The organism is Pseudomonas syringae group sp. J254-4, from assembly GCF_032586855.1.
GTDB lineage: Bacteria > Pseudomonadota > Gammaproteobacteria > Pseudomonadales > Pseudomonadaceae > Aquipseudomonas > Aquipseudomonas amygdali.
Map to the genome: position 1 here is coordinate 231,303 of NZ_JAWHOO010000006.1, position 17,288 is coordinate 248,590.

Sequence of the window (17,288 nt, forward strand, 5' to 3'; positions counted from 1 at the left end):
CATTAAACCATGACTATCGATAGGTTTTTTAAATCCCAGACAACAAAAAACCGGGCGCAAGGCCCGGTTTCTTGTTCAAACTGATGTCTTATTCAGCGGCTTCTACAGAGCCACCGACAGGACGATCAACCAACTCGACGTACGCCATTGGCGCGTTGTCGCCAGCGCGGAAACCGCACTTGAGGATACGCAGGTAGCCGCCCTGACGGGTTGCATAGCGCTTGCCCAGATCGTTGAACAGCTTGCCGACGATTTCTTTCGAACGAGTACGGTCGAAAGCCAGACGACGGTTAGCAACGCTGTCTTCCTTGGCCAGGGTGATCAGCGGCTCGGCAACGCGACGCAGTTCCTTGGCTTTCGGCAGGGTAGTTTTGATCAGCTCGTGCTCGAACAGCGACACCGCCATGTTTTGAAACATGGCTTTACGGTGAGAGCTGGTACGGCTCAGGTGACGTCCACTTTTACGATGACGCATGGTTCATTCCTTACCAAACTCGCGTTCGGTGATTACGACGATCAGGCCGTAGCCTTGTCGTCCTTCTTAAGACTTGCCGGCGGCCAGTTGTCGAGGCGCATGCCGAGGGAGAGACCACGAGAAGCCAGAACGTCCTTGATCTCGGTCAAGGATTTCTTGCCCAGGTTCGGAGTCTTCAACAGCTCTACTTCGGTGCGCTGAATCAGATCGCCGATGTAGTAGATGTTCTCCGCCTTAAGGCAGTTGGCCGAACGCACGGTCAGTTCCAAATCGTCAACCGGACGAAGCAGGATCGGATCGATCTCGTCTTCCTGTTCGATTACCACTGGTTCGCTGTCGCCTTTGAGGTCCACGAACGCAGCCAACTGCTGTTGCAGGATGGTTGCAGCGCGACGGATAGCCTCTTCAGGGTCCAGAGTACCGTTGGTTTCCAGATCAATAACCAGCTTGTCCAGGTTAGTACGCTGCTCGACACGGGCGTTTTCAACCACGTATGCGATACGGCGAACCGGGCTGAACGAAGAATCAAGCTGCAAGCGACCAATGCTGCGGCTTTCGTCTTCATCGCTTTGACGCGAGTCTGCCGGCTCATAACCACGACCACGAGCTACGGTGAGCTTCATGTTCAAGACGCCGTTAGACGCCAGGTTAGCGATTACGTGATCGGGGTTAACGATCTCGACATCATGATCCAGCTGAATATCGGCAGCGGTAACCACCCCCGAACCCTTCTTCGACAAGGTCAGCGTAACTTCGTCTCGACCGTGCAGCTTGATAGCCAGACCTTTAAGGTTCAACAGGATTTCAATGACGTCTTCCTGTACACCTTCGATGGCGCTGTACTCATGGAGTACACCGTCAATCTCGGCCTCGACTACTGCACAGCCGGGCATGGAGGACAACAAAATGCGGCGAAGCGCGTTGCCCAGGGTATGGCCGAAACCACGCTCGAGAGGCTCGAGAGTGATCTTGGCGCGGGTTGGACTGACAACCTGCACATCAATATGGCGGGGTGTCAGGAACTCATTTACCGAAATCTGCATGGATGCACCTATTTTCTAGCCCTTACTTGGAGTAGAGCTCGACAATCAGGCTTTCGTTGATGTCGGCGGATAGATCACTGCGAGCTGGAACGTTCTTGAAAACGCCCGATTTCTTCTCAGTGTCTACTTCTACCCATTCTACGCGGCCACGTTGGGCACACAGATCGAGAGCCTGGACAATACGCAGCTGATTCTTAGCTTTTTCGCGGATAGCAACAACGTCGCCAGCACGAACCTGATAAGAAGGAACGTTAACGGTTTTGCCGTTTACGCTGACCGACTTGTGCGAAACCAATTGACGGGATTCGGCACGCGTCGAGCCGAAGCCCATGCGGTATACAACGTTGTCCAGACGGCATTCGAGCAGTTGCAGCAGGTTCTCGCCTGTTGCACCTTTCTTGCCGGCGGCTTCTTTGTAGTAGCCGCTGAACTGACGCTCGAGAACGCCGTAGATACGACGGACTTTTTGCTTTTCACGCAGCTGAGTACCGTAATCGGACTGGCGACCGCGGCGTTGGCCGTGGATACCTGGAGCTGCTTCGATGTTGCACTTGGATTCGATAGCGCGAACGCCGCTCTTCAGAAAGAGATCGGTGCCTTCACGACGAGCAAGTTTGCATTTTGGACCAATGTAACGAGCCATTTCTTACAGTCTCCTGGATTACACGCGGCGCTTCTTCGGCGGACGGCACCCGTTGTGCGGGATTGGCGTCACGTCGGTGATGCTGGCGATCTTATAGCCACAGCCGTTCAATGCACGGACAGCGGATTCACGACCTGGGCCTGGACCCTTGACATTGACGTCGAGGTTCTTCAGACCGTACTCCAGCGCAGCTTGACCAGCACGTTCAGCAGCTACTTGAGCAGCGAACGGAGTGGACTTGCGCGAACCACGGAAACCCGAACCGCCGGAGGTAGCCCACGAAAGAGCGTTACCTTGACGATCGGTAATGGTGACGATTGTGTTGTTAAACGACGCGTGGATGTGGGCGATGCCATCAACCACTGTCTTTTTAACTTTTTTACGAGGACGAGCAGCAGGTTTTGCCATGACTAAATTCCTGTCGTTGCGCTGGTGCGATTACTTGCGGATCGGCTTACGCGGACCTTTGCGAGTACGCGCGTTGGTCTTGGTACGCTGACCGCGTACTGGAAGACCACGACGATGACGCAGACCGCGGTAGCAGCCCAGGTCCATCAAGCGCTTGATTTTCATGTTGATTTCGCGACGCAGGTCACCTTCAGTGGTGAACTTCGCCACTTCGCCACGCAGCTGTTCAATCTGCTCGTCGCTCAGATCTTTGATTTTCACCGCCGGGTTTACACCGGTGGTTGCACAAATTTTCTGTGCAGTGGTGCGACCAACACCATAGATGTAGGTCAGCGAGATAACAGTATGCTTGTTATCTGGAATGTTAACGCCTGCAATACGGGCCATTCAGTGGGACTCCAATTGACAGCTACCTACGCCCCGGAAGCCAAGAAATAGGGCGCGAGATAATATCGCTGTAGTAACAAATAATCAACCCAGCAGCGCACTAGCTGCTGGGCTTAAGCACAAATCACAATCAGCCTTGGCGCTGCTTATGACGTGGTTCCGCGCTGCAAATTACTCGAACCACACCTTCGCGGCGAATAATCTTGCAGTTACGGCACAGCTTTTTCACCGATGCACGAACTTTCATCACCAACTCCTCGAACCTTAGGGGTGCTTCAGCGCAGCATACCGCCGCTGCCACCGTAGCCCTTCAGGTTGGCTTTCTTCATCAGGGATTCATACTGGTGCGAAACGAGGTGAGATTGCACTTGCGACATAAAGTCCATCACAACCACGACCACGATCAGCAACGAGGTCCCGCCAAGGTAGAACGGTACGTTTGCCGCAACCACCAGAAACTGGGGAAGCAGGCACACGGCCGTCATATATAGAGCACCGAACATGGTCAAGCGAGTCAAAACGCCATCAATATAGCGCGCCGACTGCTCGCCTGGACGAATACCCGGAATAAAGGCACCGGACTTCTTCAGGTTTTCCGCTACGTCTTTCGGATTGAACATCAACGCCGTATAGAAGAAGCAGAAGAAAATAATCCCTGCACTAAACAGCAGAATATTCAACGGCTGACCAGGAGCGATCGACTGCGAGATGTCCTGCAACCAGCCCAGACCTTCAGACTGACCAAACCAGGAACCCAACGAAGCCGGAAACAGCAAAATGCTGCTCGCGAAGATGGCTGGAATAACGCCAGCCATGTTCACTTTCAGCGGCAAGTGGCTTGTCTGTGCAGCGAAGACCTTGCGGCCCTGCTGACGCTTGGCGTAGTGAACAGCAATACGACGCTGACCACGCTCAATAAACACCACGAAACCGATGATCGCTACCGCCAGCAAACCGATAGCAACCAGAGCGAAGATGTTGATATCACCCTGACGCGCAGACTCGAAAGACTGCCCAATTGCTCTCGGAAGACCAGCGACGATACCTGCGAAGATCAACATCGAGATACCGTTGCCGACACCGCGCTCGGTAATCTGCTCGCCCAGCCACATCATGAACATCGCACCTGCCACGAAGGTAGTTACGGCCACAAAGTGGAAACCCAGGTCCCCAGAAAACGCGACGCCCTGACTCGCCAGGCCAACGGACATGCCGATAGCTTGAACAAGAGCCAGGACAACAGTGCCATAGCGGGTGTACTGGCTTATCTTGCGACGGCCAGCTTCACCTTCCTTCTTCAACTGCTCCAGTTGCGGGCTGACGGCGGTCATCAACTGCATGATGATCGATGCCGAAATGTACGGCATGATCCCCAATGCAAAGATGCTCATCCGTTCCAGCGCGCCACCGGAAAACATGTTGAACAAGCTAAGAATGGTCCCCTCATTCTGTCGAAACAGTTCTGCGAGTCGGTCAGGGTTAATACCTGGAACCGGGATGTGTGCGCCTATTCGGTAGACGATAATCGCCAGGAACAGAAAACGCAGACGAGCCCAGAGTTCAGACATACCGCCTTTGCCGAGCGCAGAGAGAGCACCTTGCTTAGCCATTTATTCCTCGAACTTGCCGCCAGCTGCTTCGATAGCCGCACGCGCACCTTTGGTGGCGGCGATACCCTTGATAGTGACAGCGCGAGTAACTTCGCCCGACAGCATGATTTTCACACGCTGAACGTTCTGGTTAATCACGTTGGCATCTTTCAGGGACTGCACAGTTACGATGTCGCCTTCCACTTTAGCCAGCTCGGACAGACGCACTTCTGCGCGGTCCATGGCTTTCAGGGAAACGAAACCGAATTTTGGCAGGCGACGATGCAGCGGCTGTTGGCCGCCCTCAAAGCCCGGAGCAATAGTGCCACCGGAGCGGGAGCTTTGACCTTTGTGGCCACGGCCACCGGTCTTGCCCAAACCGCTACCGATACCACGGCCCGGACGATGCTTTTCGCGACGGGAACCCGGCGCTGGACTCAGATCATTGAGTTTCATCGATTAACCCTCGACTCGCAGCATGTAGTAAGCCTTGTTGATCATCCCGCGATTTTCGGGAGTATCCAGGACTTCTACAGTGTGACCGATGCGACGCAGACCCAAACCCTTAATGCACAATCTGTGATTAGGGATGCGGCCGGTCATGCTTTTGATCAGCGTTACTTTAACGGTAGCCATGATCAGATGATCTCCTCAACACGCTTGCCACGTTTGGCAGCGATCGACTCAGGAGACTGCATGCCCTTCAAACCCTTGAAAGTGGCGTGAACCACGTTTACCGGGTTAGTCGAACCGTAGCACTTGGCCAATACGTTCTGGACACCAGCAACTTCCAGCACTGCGCGCATAGCGCCGCCAGCGATGATACCGGTACCTTCAGAAGCAGGCTGCATGTACACCTTCGAGGCGCCATGAGCAGACTTCATTGCGTACTGCAGGGTAGTGCCGTTCAGATCAACCTGAATCATGTTGCGACGAGCAGCTTCCATCGCCTTCTGGATAGCAGCAGGCACTTCACGTGACTTGCCACGGCCGAAGCCAACGCGCCCTTTACCATCACCCACTACGGTCAACGCAGTGAAAGTGAAGATACGGCCGCCTTTTACGGTTTTGGCCACGCGGTTAACTTGAACCAGCTTCTCGATGTAGCCTTCGTCGCGTTTTTGGTCGTGATTTGACATAACTTAGAACTCCAGCCCGCCTTCACGAGCAGCATCAGCCAGCGCTTTGACACGGCCGTGGTACTTGAAGCCAGAACGGTCGAAAGCGACTTGCGATACACCCGCGGCTTTCGCGCGCTCGGCGACCAGCTTGCCAACCTTAGTGGCCGCGTCGATGTTGCCAGTGGCGCCATCACGCAGTTCTTTGTCCAAAGTCGAGGCGCTTGCCAGGACTTTGCTGCCGTCGGCCGAGATGACCTGGGCATAAATGTGCTGCGAAGAGCGGTGCACGCAGAGACGCACGACTTCTAGCTCGTGCATTTTCAGGCGTGCTTTGCGAGCGCGACGCAGTCGGGTAACTTTTTTGACGGTCATTTGCTATGCCCTACTTCTTCTTGGCTTCTTTACGGCGGACGACTTCGTCTGCGTAACGCACACCTTTGCCTTTGTAAGGCTCAGGACGGCGGAAGTCGCGGATCTCAGCGGCCACTTGACCAACCAACTGCTTATCGATACCGCGAATCAGGATATCGGTCTGGCTGGGGGTCTCAGCGGTGATGCCATTCGGCAATTCGTAGTCCACTGGGTGCGAGAAGCCAAGTGCAAGGTTCAGTACCGTGCCTTTTGCTTGCGCCTTGTAACCAACACCGACCAGCTGGAGCTTGCGCTCGAAGCCTTGGCTCACGCCTTGGACCATGTTGTTTACCAGTGCACGAGTGGTGCCTGCCATTGCGCGGGTTTGTTGATCGCCATTGCGAGCAGCGAAACGCAGCTCACCAGCTTCTTCAACAATCTCAACGGACGAATGGATGTTCAGTTCTAGAGTGCCCTTGGCACCCTTCACCGAAAGCAGCTGGCCGACGAGTTTGACTTCGACGCCGGATGGCAGCTTAACGGGGTTCTTAGCGACGCGTGACATGCTTATCCCCCCTTAGAACACAGTGCAAAGCACTTCGCCACCGACACCGGCAGCGCGCGCAGCACGATCCGTCATCACACCTTTACTGGTGGAGACGATAGACACACCAAGACCGCCACGAACTTTCGGCAGATCATCGGAGGACTTGTACTGACGCAAGCCTGGGCGGCTGACGCGCTTAACCTCTTCGATGACCGGACGGCCTTCGAAGTACTTAAGCTCGATGGACAGCAAGGATTTAACTTCGCTGCTGATCTGATAACCCGCAATGTAGCCTTCGTCCTTCAGGACTTTTGCTACAGCAACCTTCAACGTGGAAGATGGCATGCTTACGACGGGCTTTTCAGCCATCTGGGCATTACGGATACGAGTTAGCATGTCCGCTAACGGGTCCTGCATACTCATGGGCTAGACGCTCCTAAAACAAAATAATTAGCCTTGCGGCTACAGCTTGATCGCAGAGAACTTCCGGGCAAGTAAAAACACGGGCTCAGGCGAGCCGGCAATTCTAGTCCTACGCCGGAAATGAATCAAGCCCCAAAAGGGGCTTGATTCAAATTCAGGCGCCATCCCGACCGGTGACTTGCGTAGCCGGCGGGAGGACGCGAGAGGTGTCGCCTTACCAGCTGGCTTTAACCAGACCTGGAACGTCGCCACGCATAGCTGCTTCACGCAGCTTGTTACGGCCAAGGCCGAACTTGCGGTAAACGCCGTGCGGACGACCAGTGATGCGGCAACGGTTACGCATGCGCGCAGCGCTTGCGTCACGTGGTTGCTTCTGCAGGGCTACGGTCGCTTCCCAACGTGCTTCTGGACTTGCGTTCAGATCAACGATGATAGCTTTCAGCTCTGCACGCTTCTTGGCGTACTTGGCAACGGTGAGCTGACGCTTCAGCTCACGGTTTTTCATGCTCTTCTTGGCCATTTTCCTACTCCAATCAGTTGCGGAACGGGAATTTGAAAGCACGCAGCAATGCGCGGCCTTCATCATCGTTCTTGGCAGTGGTGGTCAGGGTAATGTCCAGACCGCGGAGAGCATCGATCTTGTCGTAGTCGATTTCCGGGAAAATGATCTGCTCTTTTACGCCCATGCTGTAGTTACCACGACCATCGAAGGACTTGGCATTCAGGCCGCGGAAGTCGCGAACCCGAGGCAGGGAGATCGACAGCAGACGATCCAGGAATTCATACATACGATCGCGGCGCAGAGTCACTTTGACGCCGATCGGCCAACCTTCGCGGACTTTAAAGCCAGCGATGGATTTCCGAGCGTAAGTCACAACGACTTTTTGACCGGTGATCTTTTCCAGGTCAGCAACAGCGTGCTCGATGACTTTTTTGTCGCCGATCGCTTCGCCCAGACCCATGTTCAGGGTGATTTTGGTAACGCGCGGAACTTCCATCACGTTCGAAAGCTTAAGTTCTTCCTTAAGTTTCGGAGCGATTTCCTTCCGGTAAATCTCTTTTAGTCGTGCCATGGTCTTCTACCTAGCAGTGTTCAAGCATCAACCGCTTTTTGGGTCGACTTGAAGACACGAATTTTCTTGCCGTCTTCAACTTTGAAACCAACGCGGTCAGCCTTGTTGGTTGCGCCGTTGAAAATGGCGACGTTGGAAGCGTGCAGTGGCGCTTCTTTCTCGACGATACCGCCCTGTACGCCCGACATCGGGTTTGGCTTGGTATGACGCTTCACCAGGTTGATCCCACCAACGACCAGACGGTCGTCAGCGAGAACCTTGAGCACCTTACCGCGCTTACCTTTGTCTTTGCCGGCGATCACGATGATCTCGTCGTCACGACGAATCTTTTGCATGTCGGATCTCCTTAAAGCACTTCAGGGGCGAGCGAGACGATCTTCATGAACTTCTCAGTACGAAGTTCACGGGTCACTGGCCCAAAGATACGGGTACCGATCGGCTCTTGCTTGTTGTTCAACAGAACAGCAGCGTTGCCGTCAAAGCGGATGATGGAGCCGTCTGCACGACGAACACCGTGGCGAGTGCGGACTACAACTGCAGTCATCACTTGGCCTTTTTTCACCTTACCGCGCGGAATTGCTTCCTTGACGGTCACTTTGATGATGTCACCGATACCAGCGTAACGACGATGGGAGCCACCCAGCACCTTGATGCACATAACGCGGCGTGCGCCGCTGTTATCGGCCACATCGAGCATGGATTGAGTCTGAATCATATAATTTCTCCGACCCCTAGCCCTTAGACTTCCACAGCGCGTTCGAGGATATCAACCAACGCCCAAGACTTGGTCTTGGCTACCGGACGAGTTTCACGAATCGTGACCTTGTCGCCGATATGGCATTGGTTGGTTTCGTCGTGCGCGTGCAGCTTAGTCGAACGCTTAACGTATTTACCGTAGATCGGGTGCTTTACGCGACGCTCGATCAGAACGGTGATGGTCTTGTCCATCTTGTCGCTGACAACACGGCCAGTCAGCGTACGGACAGTTTTTTCGGCTTCAGCCATGATTACTTACCTGCCTGCTGGTTGAGCACAGTTTTCACGCGAGCGATGTCACGCTTAACTTGCGAGAGCAGATGAGACTGCCCCAACTGGCCAGTTGCTTTCTGCATACGCAGATTGAACTGGTCGCGCAGCAGGCCGAGCAGTTGCTCGTTCAGCTGCTGTGCTGATTTTTCACGAAGTTCATTCGCTTTCATCACATCACCGTCCGCTTAACAAAGGAGGTGGCGAGCGGCAGCTTTGCAGCAGCCAGGGCGAAAGCCTCACGCGCCAGCTCTTCAGTAACACCCTCGATTTCATACAGGACTTTGCCTGGCTGAATCTGGGCAACCCAGTACTCCACGTTACCCTTACCTTTACCCATCCGAACTTCGAGTGGCTTTTTGGTTACAGGCTTGTCCGGGAACACACGGATCCAGATCTTGCCGCCACGTTTAACGTGACGGGTCAGAGCACGACGCGCTGACTCGATCTGACGAGCGGTGAGACGACCACGAGCAACAGACTTCAGCGCGAACTCGCCGAAGCTGACTTTGCTACCGCGCAGTGCCAGACCACGGTTGTGGCCGGTCATCTGCTTGCGGAACTTCGTACGCTTTGGTTGCAACATTTGGCGTACCCCTTACTTAGCAGCTTTTTTACGAGGCGCTGGTGCTTGTGGTTTCAGTTCTTCTTGGCGACCACCAATTACTTCGCCTTTGAAGATCCAAACCTTTACACCGATCACACCGTAAGTGGTGTGAGCTTCGTAGTTGGCATAGTCGATGTCGGCACGCAGGGTGTGCAGTGGCACACGACCTTCGCGATACCATTCAGTACGTGCGATTTCAGCACCGCCGAGACGACCGCTCACTTGGATTTTGATGCCTTTGGCACCAATGCGCATGGCGTTCTGAACAGCGCGCTTCATAGCGCGACGGAACATTACGCGACGCTCCAGCTGCTGAGCTACGCTCTGCGCAACCAGCATACCGTCGAGCTCCGGCTTACGGATCTCTTCGATATTGATGTGCACAGGCACACCCATTTGCTTGGTCAGGTCCTGACGCAGTTTCTCAACATCTTCACCTTTCTTCCCGATAACGATACCTGGACGAGCGGTGTGGATGGTGATACGTGCTGTCTGAGCCGGACGATGGATATCGATACGGCTGACGGACGCGCTTTTTAATTTGTCTTGGAGGTACTCACGCACTTTCAGATCAGCGAACAAATAGTCCGCATAAGTCCGACCGTCTGCGTACCAGACGGAGGTGTGCTCCTTGACGATTCCCAGGCGAATGCCAATGGGATGTACTTTCTGACCCATCTCTTCGACTCCGTTACTTGTCAGCAACCTTGACAGTGATATGGCAAGACCGCTTGACGATGCGATCAGCACGGCCTTTAGCACGTGGCATGATGCGCTTCAGCGAACGCCCTTCGTTGACGAAAACGGTGGAGACCTTAAGGTCATCAACGTCTGCGCCTTCGTTATGCTCGGCGTTGGCTACAGCCGACTCCAGCACTTTCTTCAGGATCTCGGCGGCTTTCTTACTGCTGAAAGCCAACAGGTTGAGCGCTTCGCCCACCTTCTTCCCGCGGATCTGGTCGGCGACCAAGCGGGCTTTCTGGGCGGAGATTCGAGCGCCCGACAACTTAGCGGCTACTTCCATCGTTCCTTACCCCTTAACGCTTGGCTTTCTTGTCTGCCACGTGCCCACGATATGTGCGGGTACCGGCAAACTCGCCTAGTTTATGGCCGACCATGTCTTCGTTCACGAGAACTGGGACATGTTGACGACCGTTATGCACTGCAATGGTCAGACCGACCATTTGTGGCAGGATCATCGAACGACGCGACCAGGTTTTAACTGGTTTGCGATCGTTCTTTTCCGCCGCCACTTCGATCTTCTTCAGTAGGTGAAGATCAATAAAAGGACCTTTTTTCAGAGAACGTGGCACTGTCGTATCCCTCTATTTACTTGCGACGACGGACGATCATTTTGTCGGTACGCTTATTACCACGAGTCTTCGCGCCCTTAGTCGGGAAGCCCCACGGCGATACCGGATGACGACCACCAGAGGTACGACCTTCACCACCACCATGTGGGTGGTCAACCGGGTTCATGGCAACACCACGAACGGTTGGGCGAACGCCACGCCAGCGTTTGGCACCCGCTTTACCCAGCGAACGAAGGCTGTGCTCGGAGTTCGAGACTTCACCCAGCGTTGCACGGCACTCAGACAGTACTTTACGCATTTCACCGGAGCGAAGACGCAGGGTAACGTACACGCCTTCACGAGCGATCAGCTGTGCCGAGGCACCAGCGGAACGAGCGATCTGTGCGCCTTTACCTGGCTTCAGTTCGATGCCGTGTACGGTGCTACCAACTGGAATGTTGCGCAGTTGAAGAGCGTTGCCCGGCTTGATTGGTGCCAGAGCACCTGCAATCAGCTGGTCGCCAGCACTCACGCCTTTAGGGGCGATGATGTAGCGGCGCTCGCCGTCTGCGTAAAGCAGCAGAGCAATGTGAGCAGTACGGTTTGGATCGTATTCGATACGCTCGACGGTGGCAGCGATGCCATCCTTGTCGTTGCGACGGAAGTCGACCAGACGATAATGCTGCTTATGGCCACCACCGATATGACGGGTAGTAATACGACCATTGTTGTTACGACCACCAGACTTCGATTTTTTCTCGAGCAGCGGTGCGTGAGGAGCGCCTTTATGCAGCTCCTGGTTGACCACCTTGACCACAAAACGGCGGCCAGGGGAAGTCGGTTTGCATTTAACGATTGCCATGATGCACCCCTTCCTTACTCAGCACTGCTGCTGAAATCGAGATCTTGGCCTGGCTGAAGGGAGATAACTGCCTTCTTCCAGTCATTACGCTTGCCCAGACCGCGAGCAGTGCGCTTGCTCTTACCCAGAACATTCAGGGTAGTAACACGCTCTACTTTCACGCTGAACAGGCTTTCGACGGCCTTCTTGATTTCCAGCTTGGTTGCGTCAGTAGCAACCTTGAAAACGAACTGACCTTTTTTGTCTGCAAGAACCGTAGCCTTCTCGGAAACGTGCGGGCCAAGCAGAACTTTAAATACGCGTTCCTGGTTCATCCCAGCAGCTCCTCGAATTTCTTCACGGCCGACACAGTGATCAACACTTTGTCGTATGCGATCAGACTAACTGGATCGGAACCTTGAACGTCACGTACATCAACGTGCGGCAGGTTACGAGCAGCCAGGTACAGATTCTGGTCAACAGCGTCAGACACGATCAGGACGTCAGTCAGGCCCATGCCAGTCAGCTTGTTCAGCAAATCTTTGGTTTTCGGTGCTTCAACAGCGAAGTCCTGAACCACGACCAAACGATCAGTACGAACCAGTTCAGCAAGGATGGAGCGCAGAGCAGCGCGATACATCTTCTTGTTGAGCTTCTGAGTGTGATCCTGAGGACGAGCTGCGAAAGTGGTACCGCCGCCACGCCAGATTGGGCTACGGATAGTACCGGCACGAGCACGGCCAGTACCTTTCTGACGCCAAGGGCGCTTACCGCCACCACGAACGTCGGAACGGGTCTTTTGCTGCTTGCTACCCTGACGACCGCCAGCCATGTAGGCCACGACTGCCTGGTGAACCAGCGTCTCGTTGAATTCGCCGCCAAATGTCAGTTCGGAAACTTCGATTGCCTGAGCGTCATTTACATTTAATTGCATGTCAGCTTCCCCTTAACCGCGAGCCTTGGCTGCCGGACGTACAACCAGGTTGCCGCCAGTAGCGCCAGGAACAGCACCCTTGACCAACAACAGATTGCGTTCAGCGTCCACGCGCACTACTTCCAGGGACTGCACGGTCACGCGCTCAGCGCCCATATGACCGGACATTTTTTTGCCCTTGAATACACGACCAGGAGTCTGGCACTGGCCGATAGAGCCTGGGACGCGGTGGGAGACGGAGTTACCGTGGGTATTGTCTTGACCACGGAAATTCCAACGCTTGATCGTACCCTGGAAGCCTTTACCCTTGGACTGACCGGTTACATCGACCAGTTGACCAGCGGCGAAGATTTCAGCGTTGATCTGATCGCCAGCCTGGTAGTCGCCTTCTTCAAGACGGAATTCCATGACAGTACGACCGGCGGCAACGTTCGCCTTGGCGAAGTGGCCAGCCTGAGCGGCTGTAACACGCGAAGCGCGACGCTCGCCGACAGTGACTTGCACTGCACGATAGCCATCGGTTTCTTCGGTTTTGAACTGAGTGACGCGATTCGGCTCGATCTCAATGACCGTGACCGGAATGGAGACACCTTCTTCGGTGAAAATACGGGTCATACCGCATTTACGACCGACTACACCAATAGTCATGTTGTAAACCTCATGAGTGTACGGGGCTTTCACCCGCTATGGCCGCCCATTTCAGAGCGTTACACGACTAAGACCCAAGTCTTAGCCGAGGCTGATCTGAACTTCCACACCGGCCGCAAGATCAAGCTTCATAAGCGCATCAACGGTTTTTTCCGTTGGCTGAACAATGTCCAGAACACGCTTGTGAGTACGGATCTCATACTGGTCGCGCGCGTCTTTGTTGACGTGCGGAGAAACCAGAACGGTGAACCGCTCTTTACGAGTCGGCAGTGGAATCGGACCACGCACCTGTGCACCAGTACGTTTCGCGGTTTCCACGATTTCCTGGGTTGATTGGTCGATCAGGCGATGGTCAAAAGCCTTCAACCTGATACGGATTTGCTGGTTTTGCATTGGATTCAGACTCCAGATTGCTGTTCCCACCGAGCGCAATACGCCCGTTAAAAGGAGGCGCAATTCTATAGACGACCTCACTAGGTGTCAACCCAATAAAAAAGCCCCCGCGTTGCGGGGGCTCTTTTTGGGAATCAACGCTTACGCGATGATTTTGGCCACGACGCCAGCGCCGACGGTACGACCGCCTTCACGGATTGCGAAACGCAGACCATCTTCCATTGCGATTGGCTTGATCAGGGTAACGGAAACTTTAACGTTATCACCTGGCATAACCATTTCTACGCCTTCCGGCAGTTCGCAGCTACCAGTTACGTCGGTAGTACGGAAGTAGAACTGTGGACGGTAGCCTTTGAAGAACGGAGTGTGACGACCGCCTTCTTCTTTGCTCAGAACGTAGATTTCAGCTTCGAACTGAGTGTGCGGCTTGACGGTACCTGGCTTGACCAGAACCTGACCACGCTCAACGTCGTCACGCTTGGTACCACGCAGCAGAACGCCGCAGTTCTCGCCAGCACGACCTTCGTCGAGCAACTTACGGAACATTTCAACACCGGTGCAGGTGGTGACGGTAGTGTCACGCAGACCAACGATTTCCAGTGGATCCTGAACCTTAACGATACCGCGCTCAATACGACCAGTCACAACAGTACCGCGACCGGAGATCGAGAACACGTCTTCGATTGGCATCAGGAACGGCTTGTCGGTCAGACGAACTGGTTCTGGAATGTAGGAGTCCAGTGTTTCAACCAGTTTACGAACGGCAGTGGTGCCCATTTCGTTGTCGTCTTTACCTTCCAGAGCCATACGAGCAGAACCGATGATGATCGGAGTGTCGTCGCCTGGGAAGTCGTAAGTGCTCAGCAGATCGCGCACTTCCATCTCAACCAGTTCCAGCAGCTCAGCGTCGTCTACCAGGTCAGCCTTGTTCAGGAAAACCACGATGTACGGAACGCCAACCTGACGGGACAGCAGGATGTGCTCACGGGTTTGTGGCATCGGACCATCAGCGGCCGAACAAACCAGAATAGCGCCGTCCATCTGGGCAGCACCGGTGATCATGTTCTTCACGTAGTCAGCGTGACCTGGGCAGTCAACGTGAGCGTAGTGACGGATCAACGATTTGTATTCGACGTGCGCGGTATTGATGGTAATACCACGAGCTTTCTCTTCAGGTGCGCTGTCGATCTTGTCGAATTCAACAGCAGCCGAACCGAAAACTTCGGAGCAGACGCGAGTCAGAGCAGCGGTCAGCGTGGTTTTACCGTGGTCAACGTGACCAATGGTGCCAACGTTGACGTGCGGGAGGGAACGATCAAATTTTTCTTTAGCCACGACAAATAACTCCTAGCCTAAAGGCGCTGAATCAGCCTTGTTTTTTGGTTACAGTTTCGACGATGTGCGACGGAGCTGTATTGTATTTTTTGAATTCCATAGAGTAGCTTGCGCGACCCTGAGACATGGAGCGAACGTCGGTCGCATAACCGAACATCTCACCCAACGGAACCTCGGCACGAATTACTTTGCCGGAAACCGTATCTTCCATACCCAAGATCATGCCGCGACGGCGGTTAAGGTCGCCCATCACGTCACCCATATAGTCTTCAGGCGTAACAACCTCTACCGCCATGATCGGCTCAAGCAACTCACCACCGCCCTTCTGGGCCAGTTGCTTGGTCGCCATGGAAGCAGCCACCTTAAACGCCATCTCGTTCGAGTCGACGTCATGGTAGGAACCATCAAACACGGTAGCCTTCAGGCCGATCAGCGGATAGCCGGCAACAACGCCGTTCTTCATCTGCTCTTCGATACCCTTCTGGATAGCCGGGATGTATTCCTTGGGAACAACACCACCTACCACTTCGTTTACGAATTGCAGACCTTCCTGACCTTCGTCAGCAGGTGCAAAACGGATCCAGCAGTGACCGAACTGGCCACGACCGCCGGATTGACGAACGAACTTGCCTTCGATTTCACAATTCTTCGTGATGCGCTCACGATAGGAAACCTGAGGCTTGCCGATGTTGGCTTCGACGTTGAACTCACGGCGCATCCGGTCAACCAGGATGTCCAGGTGCAGCTCGCCCATGCCAGAGATGATCGTTTGACCAGTCTCTTCATCAGTCTTGACGCGGAAAGAAGGGTCTTCCTGAGCAAGTTTGCCCAGAGCGATACCCATTTTTTCCTGGTCATCCTTGGTTTTTGGCTCAACGGCAACCGAAATAACCGGCTCCGGGAAGTCCATGCGAACCAGGATGATTGGCTTGTCAGCGTTGCACAAGGTCTCACCAGTGGTGACGTCCTTCATGCCGATCAAGGCCGCGATGTCACCAGCGCGAACTTCCTTGATTTCTTCGCGGGCGTTTGCGTGCATTTGCACCATACGACCCACACGCTCTTTCTTGCCTTTCACCGAGTTGATCACGCCGTCGCCGGATGCCAACACGCCCGAGTAAACGCGGACGAAAGTCAAGGTACCCACGAATGGGTCGGTAGCGATCTTGAACGCCAAAGCCGAGAACGGCTCGTTGTCGTCTGCATGACGCTCCATCAGGACTTCTTCGTTATCAGGATCGGAACCCTTGATAGCTGGAATGTCGGTCGGAGCCGGCAGGTAGTCGATCACGGCGTCGAGAACCAAGGGAACGCCCTTGTTCTTGAAGGAAGAACCGCAAACAGCAAGAACGATCTCACCAGCGATAGTACGCTGACGCAGAGCGGCCTTGATTTCCTCGTTGGTGAGCTCTTCACCTTCGAGGTATTTGTTCATCAGCTCTTCGCTGGCTTCGGCAGCAGCCTCAACCATGTTGCTGCGCCACTCATCAGCCAGTTCCTGCAGCTCGGCAGGGATAGGCTCACGACGTGGAACCATACCCTTGTCGGCATCGTTCCAGTAAACAGCTTCCATGGACATCAGATCGATCTGACCCTGGAAGTTGTCTTCGGCACCAATGGCCAACTGGATCGGTACCGGGGTGTGACCCAGGCGCTGCTTGATCTGAGCGATTACGCGCAGAAAGTTTGCACCAGCACGGTCCATCTTGTTCACGTAAACGATACGTGGAACACCGTACTTGTTGGCCTGACGCCATACGGTTTCGGACTGCGGCTCTACGCCGGAAGTGCCACAGAACACAACGACCGCGCCGTCGAGTACACGCAGGGAACGCTCAACTTCAATGGTGAAGTCAACGTGGCCCGGGGTGTCAATAACGTTGAAACGGTATTGGTCTTTGTGTTGCTTCTCGGAACCCTGCCAGAAGGCAGTAATAGCAGCAGAAGTAATGGTAATACCACGCTCCTGCTCCTGAACCATCCAGTCCGTGGTCGCGGCGCCGTCATGCACCTCGCCCATTTTGTGGCTTTTGCCGGTGTAAAAAAGGACGCGCTCGGTGGTGGTGGTTTTACCAGCATCCACGTGAGCAACGATACCAATGTTACGGTAGCGGCCAATCGGAGTAGTACGAGCCATAAAGCCCTCGCAAAA

Annotated in this window: 30 protein-coding genes; all 30 read right to left on the minus strand. The window is 54.4% G+C overall.

The annotated features are described in order from the left end of the window. Window positions 1-88 precede the first annotated feature (88 nt). The 30 genes from rplQ to fusA all read right to left on the minus strand — a co-directional run bounded on the left by rplQ (window position 89) and on the right by fusA (window position 17,273). Window positions 89-475 (minus strand): 50S ribosomal protein L17, encoded by a 387-nt coding sequence (gene rplQ, locus RYB09_RS10445; RefSeq protein WP_002555463.1) that lies wholly within the window; start codon window positions 473-475, stop codon window positions 89-91. A gap of 41 nt (window positions 476-516) precedes the next feature. Further along, a complete protein-coding gene (locus tag RYB09_RS10450; RefSeq protein ID WP_002555464.1) occupies window positions 517-1,518 on the minus strand; it encodes a DNA-directed RNA polymerase subunit alpha in 1,002 nt (333 codons plus the stop codon). Between the two features lie 22 nt (window positions 1,519-1,540). Beyond that, window positions 1,541-2,161 (minus strand): 30S ribosomal protein S4, encoded by a 621-nt coding sequence (gene rpsD / locus RYB09_RS10455; protein WP_002555465.1) that lies wholly within the window; start codon window positions 2,159-2,161, stop codon window positions 1,541-1,543. An 18-nt stretch (window positions 2,162-2,179) separates the two neighbouring features. After that, the gene (rpsK, locus tag RYB09_RS10460; RefSeq protein ID WP_002555466.1) at window positions 2,180-2,569 is read right to left on the minus strand and encodes a 30S ribosomal protein S11; all 390 of its coding nucleotides are present in this window, start codon (window positions 2,567-2,569) and stop codon (window positions 2,180-2,182) included. 30 nt (window positions 2,570-2,599) lie between these two features. Then, window positions 2,600-2,956: a 30S ribosomal protein S13 gene (gene rpsM / locus RYB09_RS10465; protein WP_002555467.1), complete on the minus strand. Its 357-nt coding sequence runs from the start codon at window positions 2,954-2,956 to the stop codon at window positions 2,600-2,602. A 130-nt stretch (window positions 2,957-3,086) separates the two neighbouring features. After that, entirely contained in the window at window positions 3,087-3,203 is a 117-nt protein-coding gene (gene rpmJ / locus RYB09_RS10470) for a 50S ribosomal protein L36 (RefSeq protein WP_002555468.1), read from the minus strand. A 28-nt stretch (window positions 3,204-3,231) separates the two neighbouring features. Continuing rightward, window positions 3,232-4,566, minus strand: coding sequence for a preprotein translocase subunit SecY (secY, locus tag RYB09_RS10475; protein WP_002555469.1), 1,335 nt, complete (start codon window positions 4,564-4,566; stop codon window positions 3,232-3,234). Continuing rightward, window positions 4,567-5,001, minus strand: coding sequence for a 50S ribosomal protein L15 (gene rplO, locus RYB09_RS10480; RefSeq protein ID WP_002555470.1), 435 nt, complete (start codon window positions 4,999-5,001; stop codon window positions 4,567-4,569). A 3-nt stretch (window positions 5,002-5,004) separates the two neighbouring features. After that, window positions 5,005-5,181: a 50S ribosomal protein L30 gene (rpmD, locus tag RYB09_RS10485; RefSeq protein ID WP_002555471.1), complete on the minus strand. Its 177-nt coding sequence runs from the start codon at window positions 5,179-5,181 to the stop codon at window positions 5,005-5,007. A 2-nt stretch (window positions 5,182-5,183) separates the two neighbouring features. After that, window positions 5,184-5,684, minus strand: a complete 501-nt coding sequence (gene rpsE / locus RYB09_RS10490; protein WP_003317099.1) for a 30S ribosomal protein S5 — start codon at window positions 5,682-5,684, stop codon at window positions 5,184-5,186. A 3-nt stretch (window positions 5,685-5,687) separates the two neighbouring features. Further along, complete coding sequence (rplR, locus tag RYB09_RS10495) at window positions 5,688-6,038, minus strand: 50S ribosomal protein L18 (protein ID WP_002555473.1); 351 nt, start codon at window positions 6,036-6,038, stop codon at window positions 5,688-5,690. Window positions 6,039-6,048: 10 nt separating this feature from the next. Further along, window positions 6,049-6,582, minus strand: coding sequence for a 50S ribosomal protein L6 (gene rplF / locus RYB09_RS10500; RefSeq protein ID WP_002555474.1), 534 nt, complete (start codon window positions 6,580-6,582; stop codon window positions 6,049-6,051). A 12-nt stretch (window positions 6,583-6,594) separates the two neighbouring features. Continuing rightward, complete coding sequence (gene rpsH, locus RYB09_RS10505) at window positions 6,595-6,987, minus strand: 30S ribosomal protein S8 (protein ID WP_058402689.1); 393 nt, start codon at window positions 6,985-6,987, stop codon at window positions 6,595-6,597. 214 nt (window positions 6,988-7,201) lie between these two features. Next, entirely contained in the window at window positions 7,202-7,507 is a 306-nt protein-coding gene (gene rpsN / locus RYB09_RS10510) for a 30S ribosomal protein S14 (protein WP_002555476.1), read from the minus strand. Window positions 7,508-7,520: 13 nt separating this feature from the next. Beyond that, complete coding sequence (gene rplE, locus RYB09_RS10515; protein ID WP_002555477.1) at window positions 7,521-8,060, minus strand: 50S ribosomal protein L5; 540 nt, start codon at window positions 8,058-8,060, stop codon at window positions 7,521-7,523. 20 nt (window positions 8,061-8,080) lie between these two features. After that, on the minus strand, window positions 8,081-8,395 hold the full coding sequence (gene rplX / locus RYB09_RS10520; protein ID WP_002555478.1) for a 50S ribosomal protein L24: 315 nt from the start codon (window positions 8,393-8,395) through the stop codon (window positions 8,081-8,083). An 11-nt stretch (window positions 8,396-8,406) separates the two neighbouring features. Then, complete coding sequence (gene rplN, locus RYB09_RS10525; RefSeq protein ID WP_002555479.1) at window positions 8,407-8,775, minus strand: 50S ribosomal protein L14; 369 nt, start codon at window positions 8,773-8,775, stop codon at window positions 8,407-8,409. Between the two features lie 23 nt (window positions 8,776-8,798). Continuing rightward, window positions 8,799-9,065, minus strand: a complete 267-nt coding sequence (gene rpsQ / locus RYB09_RS10530) for a 30S ribosomal protein S17 (protein WP_002555480.1) — start codon at window positions 9,063-9,065, stop codon at window positions 8,799-8,801. Window positions 9,066-9,067: 2 nt separating this feature from the next. Then, window positions 9,068-9,259, minus strand: coding sequence for a 50S ribosomal protein L29 (rpmC, locus tag RYB09_RS10535; protein WP_002555481.1), 192 nt, complete (start codon window positions 9,257-9,259; stop codon window positions 9,068-9,070). Beyond that, a complete protein-coding gene (gene rplP, locus RYB09_RS10540) occupies window positions 9,259-9,672 on the minus strand; it encodes a 50S ribosomal protein L16 (RefSeq protein ID WP_002555482.1) in 414 nt (137 codons plus the stop codon). The genes rpmC and rplP overlap by 1 nt, the downstream gene beginning before the upstream one ends. Window positions 9,673-9,684: 12 nt before the next feature. Next, the gene (rpsC, locus tag RYB09_RS10545) at window positions 9,685-10,371 is read right to left on the minus strand and encodes a 30S ribosomal protein S3 (protein ID WP_003176422.1); all 687 of its coding nucleotides are present in this window, start codon (window positions 10,369-10,371) and stop codon (window positions 9,685-9,687) included. A 13-nt stretch (window positions 10,372-10,384) separates the two neighbouring features. Then, window positions 10,385-10,717 (minus strand): 50S ribosomal protein L22, encoded by a 333-nt coding sequence (rplV, locus tag RYB09_RS10550; protein ID WP_002555485.1) that lies wholly within the window; start codon window positions 10,715-10,717, stop codon window positions 10,385-10,387. A 13-nt stretch (window positions 10,718-10,730) separates the two neighbouring features. Next, window positions 10,731-11,006: a 30S ribosomal protein S19 gene (gene rpsS / locus RYB09_RS10555; protein WP_002555486.1), complete on the minus strand. Its 276-nt coding sequence runs from the start codon at window positions 11,004-11,006 to the stop codon at window positions 10,731-10,733. 16 nt (window positions 11,007-11,022) lie between these two features. Beyond that, window positions 11,023-11,847 carry a 50S ribosomal protein L2 gene (rplB, locus tag RYB09_RS10560; RefSeq protein ID WP_003317104.1) on the minus strand — a complete coding sequence of 275 codons (825 nt, stop codon included), beginning with the start codon at window positions 11,845-11,847 and terminating at the stop codon, window positions 11,023-11,025. A gap of 14 nt (window positions 11,848-11,861) precedes the next feature. Then, window positions 11,862-12,161, minus strand: a complete 300-nt coding sequence (gene rplW, locus RYB09_RS10565; protein WP_002555488.1) for a 50S ribosomal protein L23 — start codon at window positions 12,159-12,161, stop codon at window positions 11,862-11,864. After that, on the minus strand, window positions 12,158-12,760 hold the full coding sequence (gene rplD, locus RYB09_RS10570; RefSeq protein WP_002555489.1) for a 50S ribosomal protein L4: 603 nt from the start codon (window positions 12,758-12,760) through the stop codon (window positions 12,158-12,160). Before rplD ends, rplW begins: the two co-directional genes overlap by 4 nt. A 12-nt stretch (window positions 12,761-12,772) precedes the next feature. Continuing rightward, window positions 12,773-13,408 (minus strand): 50S ribosomal protein L3, encoded by a 636-nt coding sequence (rplC, locus tag RYB09_RS10575; RefSeq protein WP_002555490.1) that lies wholly within the window; start codon window positions 13,406-13,408, stop codon window positions 12,773-12,775. 81 nt (window positions 13,409-13,489) lie between these two features. After that, a complete protein-coding gene (rpsJ, locus tag RYB09_RS10580) occupies window positions 13,490-13,801 on the minus strand; it encodes a 30S ribosomal protein S10 (protein ID WP_002555491.1) in 312 nt (103 codons plus the stop codon). 141 nt (window positions 13,802-13,942) lie between these two features. After that, window positions 13,943-15,136 (minus strand): elongation factor Tu, encoded by a 1,194-nt coding sequence (tuf, locus tag RYB09_RS10585; RefSeq protein ID WP_003369027.1) that lies wholly within the window; start codon window positions 15,134-15,136, stop codon window positions 13,943-13,945. Between the two features lie 31 nt (window positions 15,137-15,167). Beyond that, complete coding sequence (fusA, locus tag RYB09_RS10590; RefSeq protein ID WP_004666356.1) at window positions 15,168-17,273, minus strand: elongation factor G; 2,106 nt, start codon at window positions 17,271-17,273, stop codon at window positions 15,168-15,170. Between the last annotated feature and the right edge of the window lie 15 nt (window positions 17,274-17,288).

Coding starts and splice junctions, on each gene's coding strand:
- rpsJ (WP_002555491.1), bottom strand. CDS start 13,801: ATGCAAAACCAGCAAATCCGTATCAGGTTGAAGGCTTTTGACCATCGC.
- rplE (WP_002555477.1), bottom strand. CDS start 8,060: ATGGCACGACTAAAAGAGATTTACCGGAAGGAAATCGCTCCGAAACTT.
- fusA (WP_004666356.1), bottom strand. CDS start 17,273: ATGGCTCGTACTACTCCGATTGGCCGCTACCGTAACATTGGTATCGTT.
- rplF (WP_002555474.1), bottom strand. CDS start 6,582: ATGTCACGCGTCGCTAAGAACCCCGTTAAGCTGCCATCCGGCGTCGAA.
- rpsE (WP_003317099.1), bottom strand. CDS start 5,684: ATGTCAAATCACGACCAAAAACGCGACGAAGGCTACATCGAGAAGCTG.
- rplV (WP_002555485.1), bottom strand. CDS start 10,717: ATGGAAGTAGCCGCTAAGTTGTCGGGCGCTCGAATCTCCGCCCAGAAA.
- rpsH (WP_058402689.1), bottom strand. CDS start 6,987: ATGAGTATGCAGGACCCGTTAGCGGACATGCTAACTCGTATCCGTAAT.
- rplW (WP_002555488.1), bottom strand. CDS start 12,161: ATGAACCAGGAACGCGTATTTAAAGTTCTGCTTGGCCCGCACGTTTCC.
- rplP (WP_002555482.1), bottom strand. CDS start 9,672: ATGTTGCAACCAAAGCGTACGAAGTTCCGCAAGCAGATGACCGGCCAC.
- secY (WP_002555469.1), bottom strand. CDS start 4,566: ATGGCTAAGCAAGGTGCTCTCTCTGCGCTCGGCAAAGGCGGTATGTCT.
- rplN (WP_002555479.1), bottom strand. CDS start 8,775: ATGATTCAGACTCAATCCATGCTCGATGTGGCCGATAACAGCGGCGCA.
- rplO (WP_002555470.1), bottom strand. CDS start 5,001: ATGAAACTCAATGATCTGAGTCCAGCGCCGGGTTCCCGTCGCGAAAAG.
- rplQ (WP_002555463.1), bottom strand. CDS start 475: ATGCGTCATCGTAAAAGTGGACGTCACCTGAGCCGTACCAGCTCTCAC.
- rplC (WP_002555490.1), bottom strand. CDS start 13,408: ATGACTATTGGTGTAGTCGGTCGTAAATGCGGTATGACCCGTATTTTC.
- rpsN (WP_002555476.1), bottom strand. CDS start 7,507: ATGGCCAAGAAGAGCATGAAAAACCGTGAGCTGAAGCGTCAGCTCACC.
- rpmD (WP_002555471.1), bottom strand. CDS start 5,181: ATGGCTACCGTTAAAGTAACGCTGATCAAAAGCATGACCGGCCGCATC.
- rplX (WP_002555478.1), bottom strand. CDS start 8,395: ATGCAAAAGATTCGTCGTGACGACGAGATCATCGTGATCGCCGGCAAA.
- rpsK (WP_002555466.1), bottom strand. CDS start 2,569: ATGGCAAAACCTGCTGCTCGTCCTCGTAAAAAAGTTAAAAAGACAGTG.
- rpsD (WP_002555465.1), bottom strand. CDS start 2,161: ATGGCTCGTTACATTGGTCCAAAATGCAAACTTGCTCGTCGTGAAGGC.
- rpsQ (WP_002555480.1), bottom strand. CDS start 9,065: ATGGCTGAAGCCGAAAAAACTGTCCGTACGCTGACTGGCCGTGTTGTC.
- rpmJ (WP_002555468.1), bottom strand. CDS start 3,203: ATGAAAGTTCGTGCATCGGTGAAAAAGCTGTGCCGTAACTGCAAGATT.
- rpmC (WP_002555481.1), bottom strand. CDS start 9,259: ATGAAAGCGAATGAACTTCGTGAAAAATCAGCACAGCAGCTGAACGAG.
- rpsM (WP_002555467.1), bottom strand. CDS start 2,956: ATGGCCCGTATTGCAGGCGTTAACATTCCAGATAACAAGCATACTGTT.
- RYB09_RS10450 (WP_002555464.1), bottom strand. CDS start 1,518: ATGCAGATTTCGGTAAATGAGTTCCTGACACCCCGCCATATTGATGTG.
- rplD (WP_002555489.1), bottom strand. CDS start 12,760: ATGCAATTAAATGTAAATGACGCTCAGGCAATCGAAGTTTCCGAACTG.
- rpsC (WP_003176422.1), bottom strand. CDS start 10,371: ATGGGTCAGAAAGTACATCCCATTGGCATTCGCCTGGGAATCGTCAAG.
- rplR (WP_002555473.1), bottom strand. CDS start 6,038: ATGACCGTCAAAAAAGTTACCCGACTGCGTCGCGCTCGCAAAGCACGC.
- rplB (WP_003317104.1), bottom strand. CDS start 11,847: ATGGCAATCGTTAAATGCAAACCGACTTCCCCTGGCCGCCGTTTTGTG.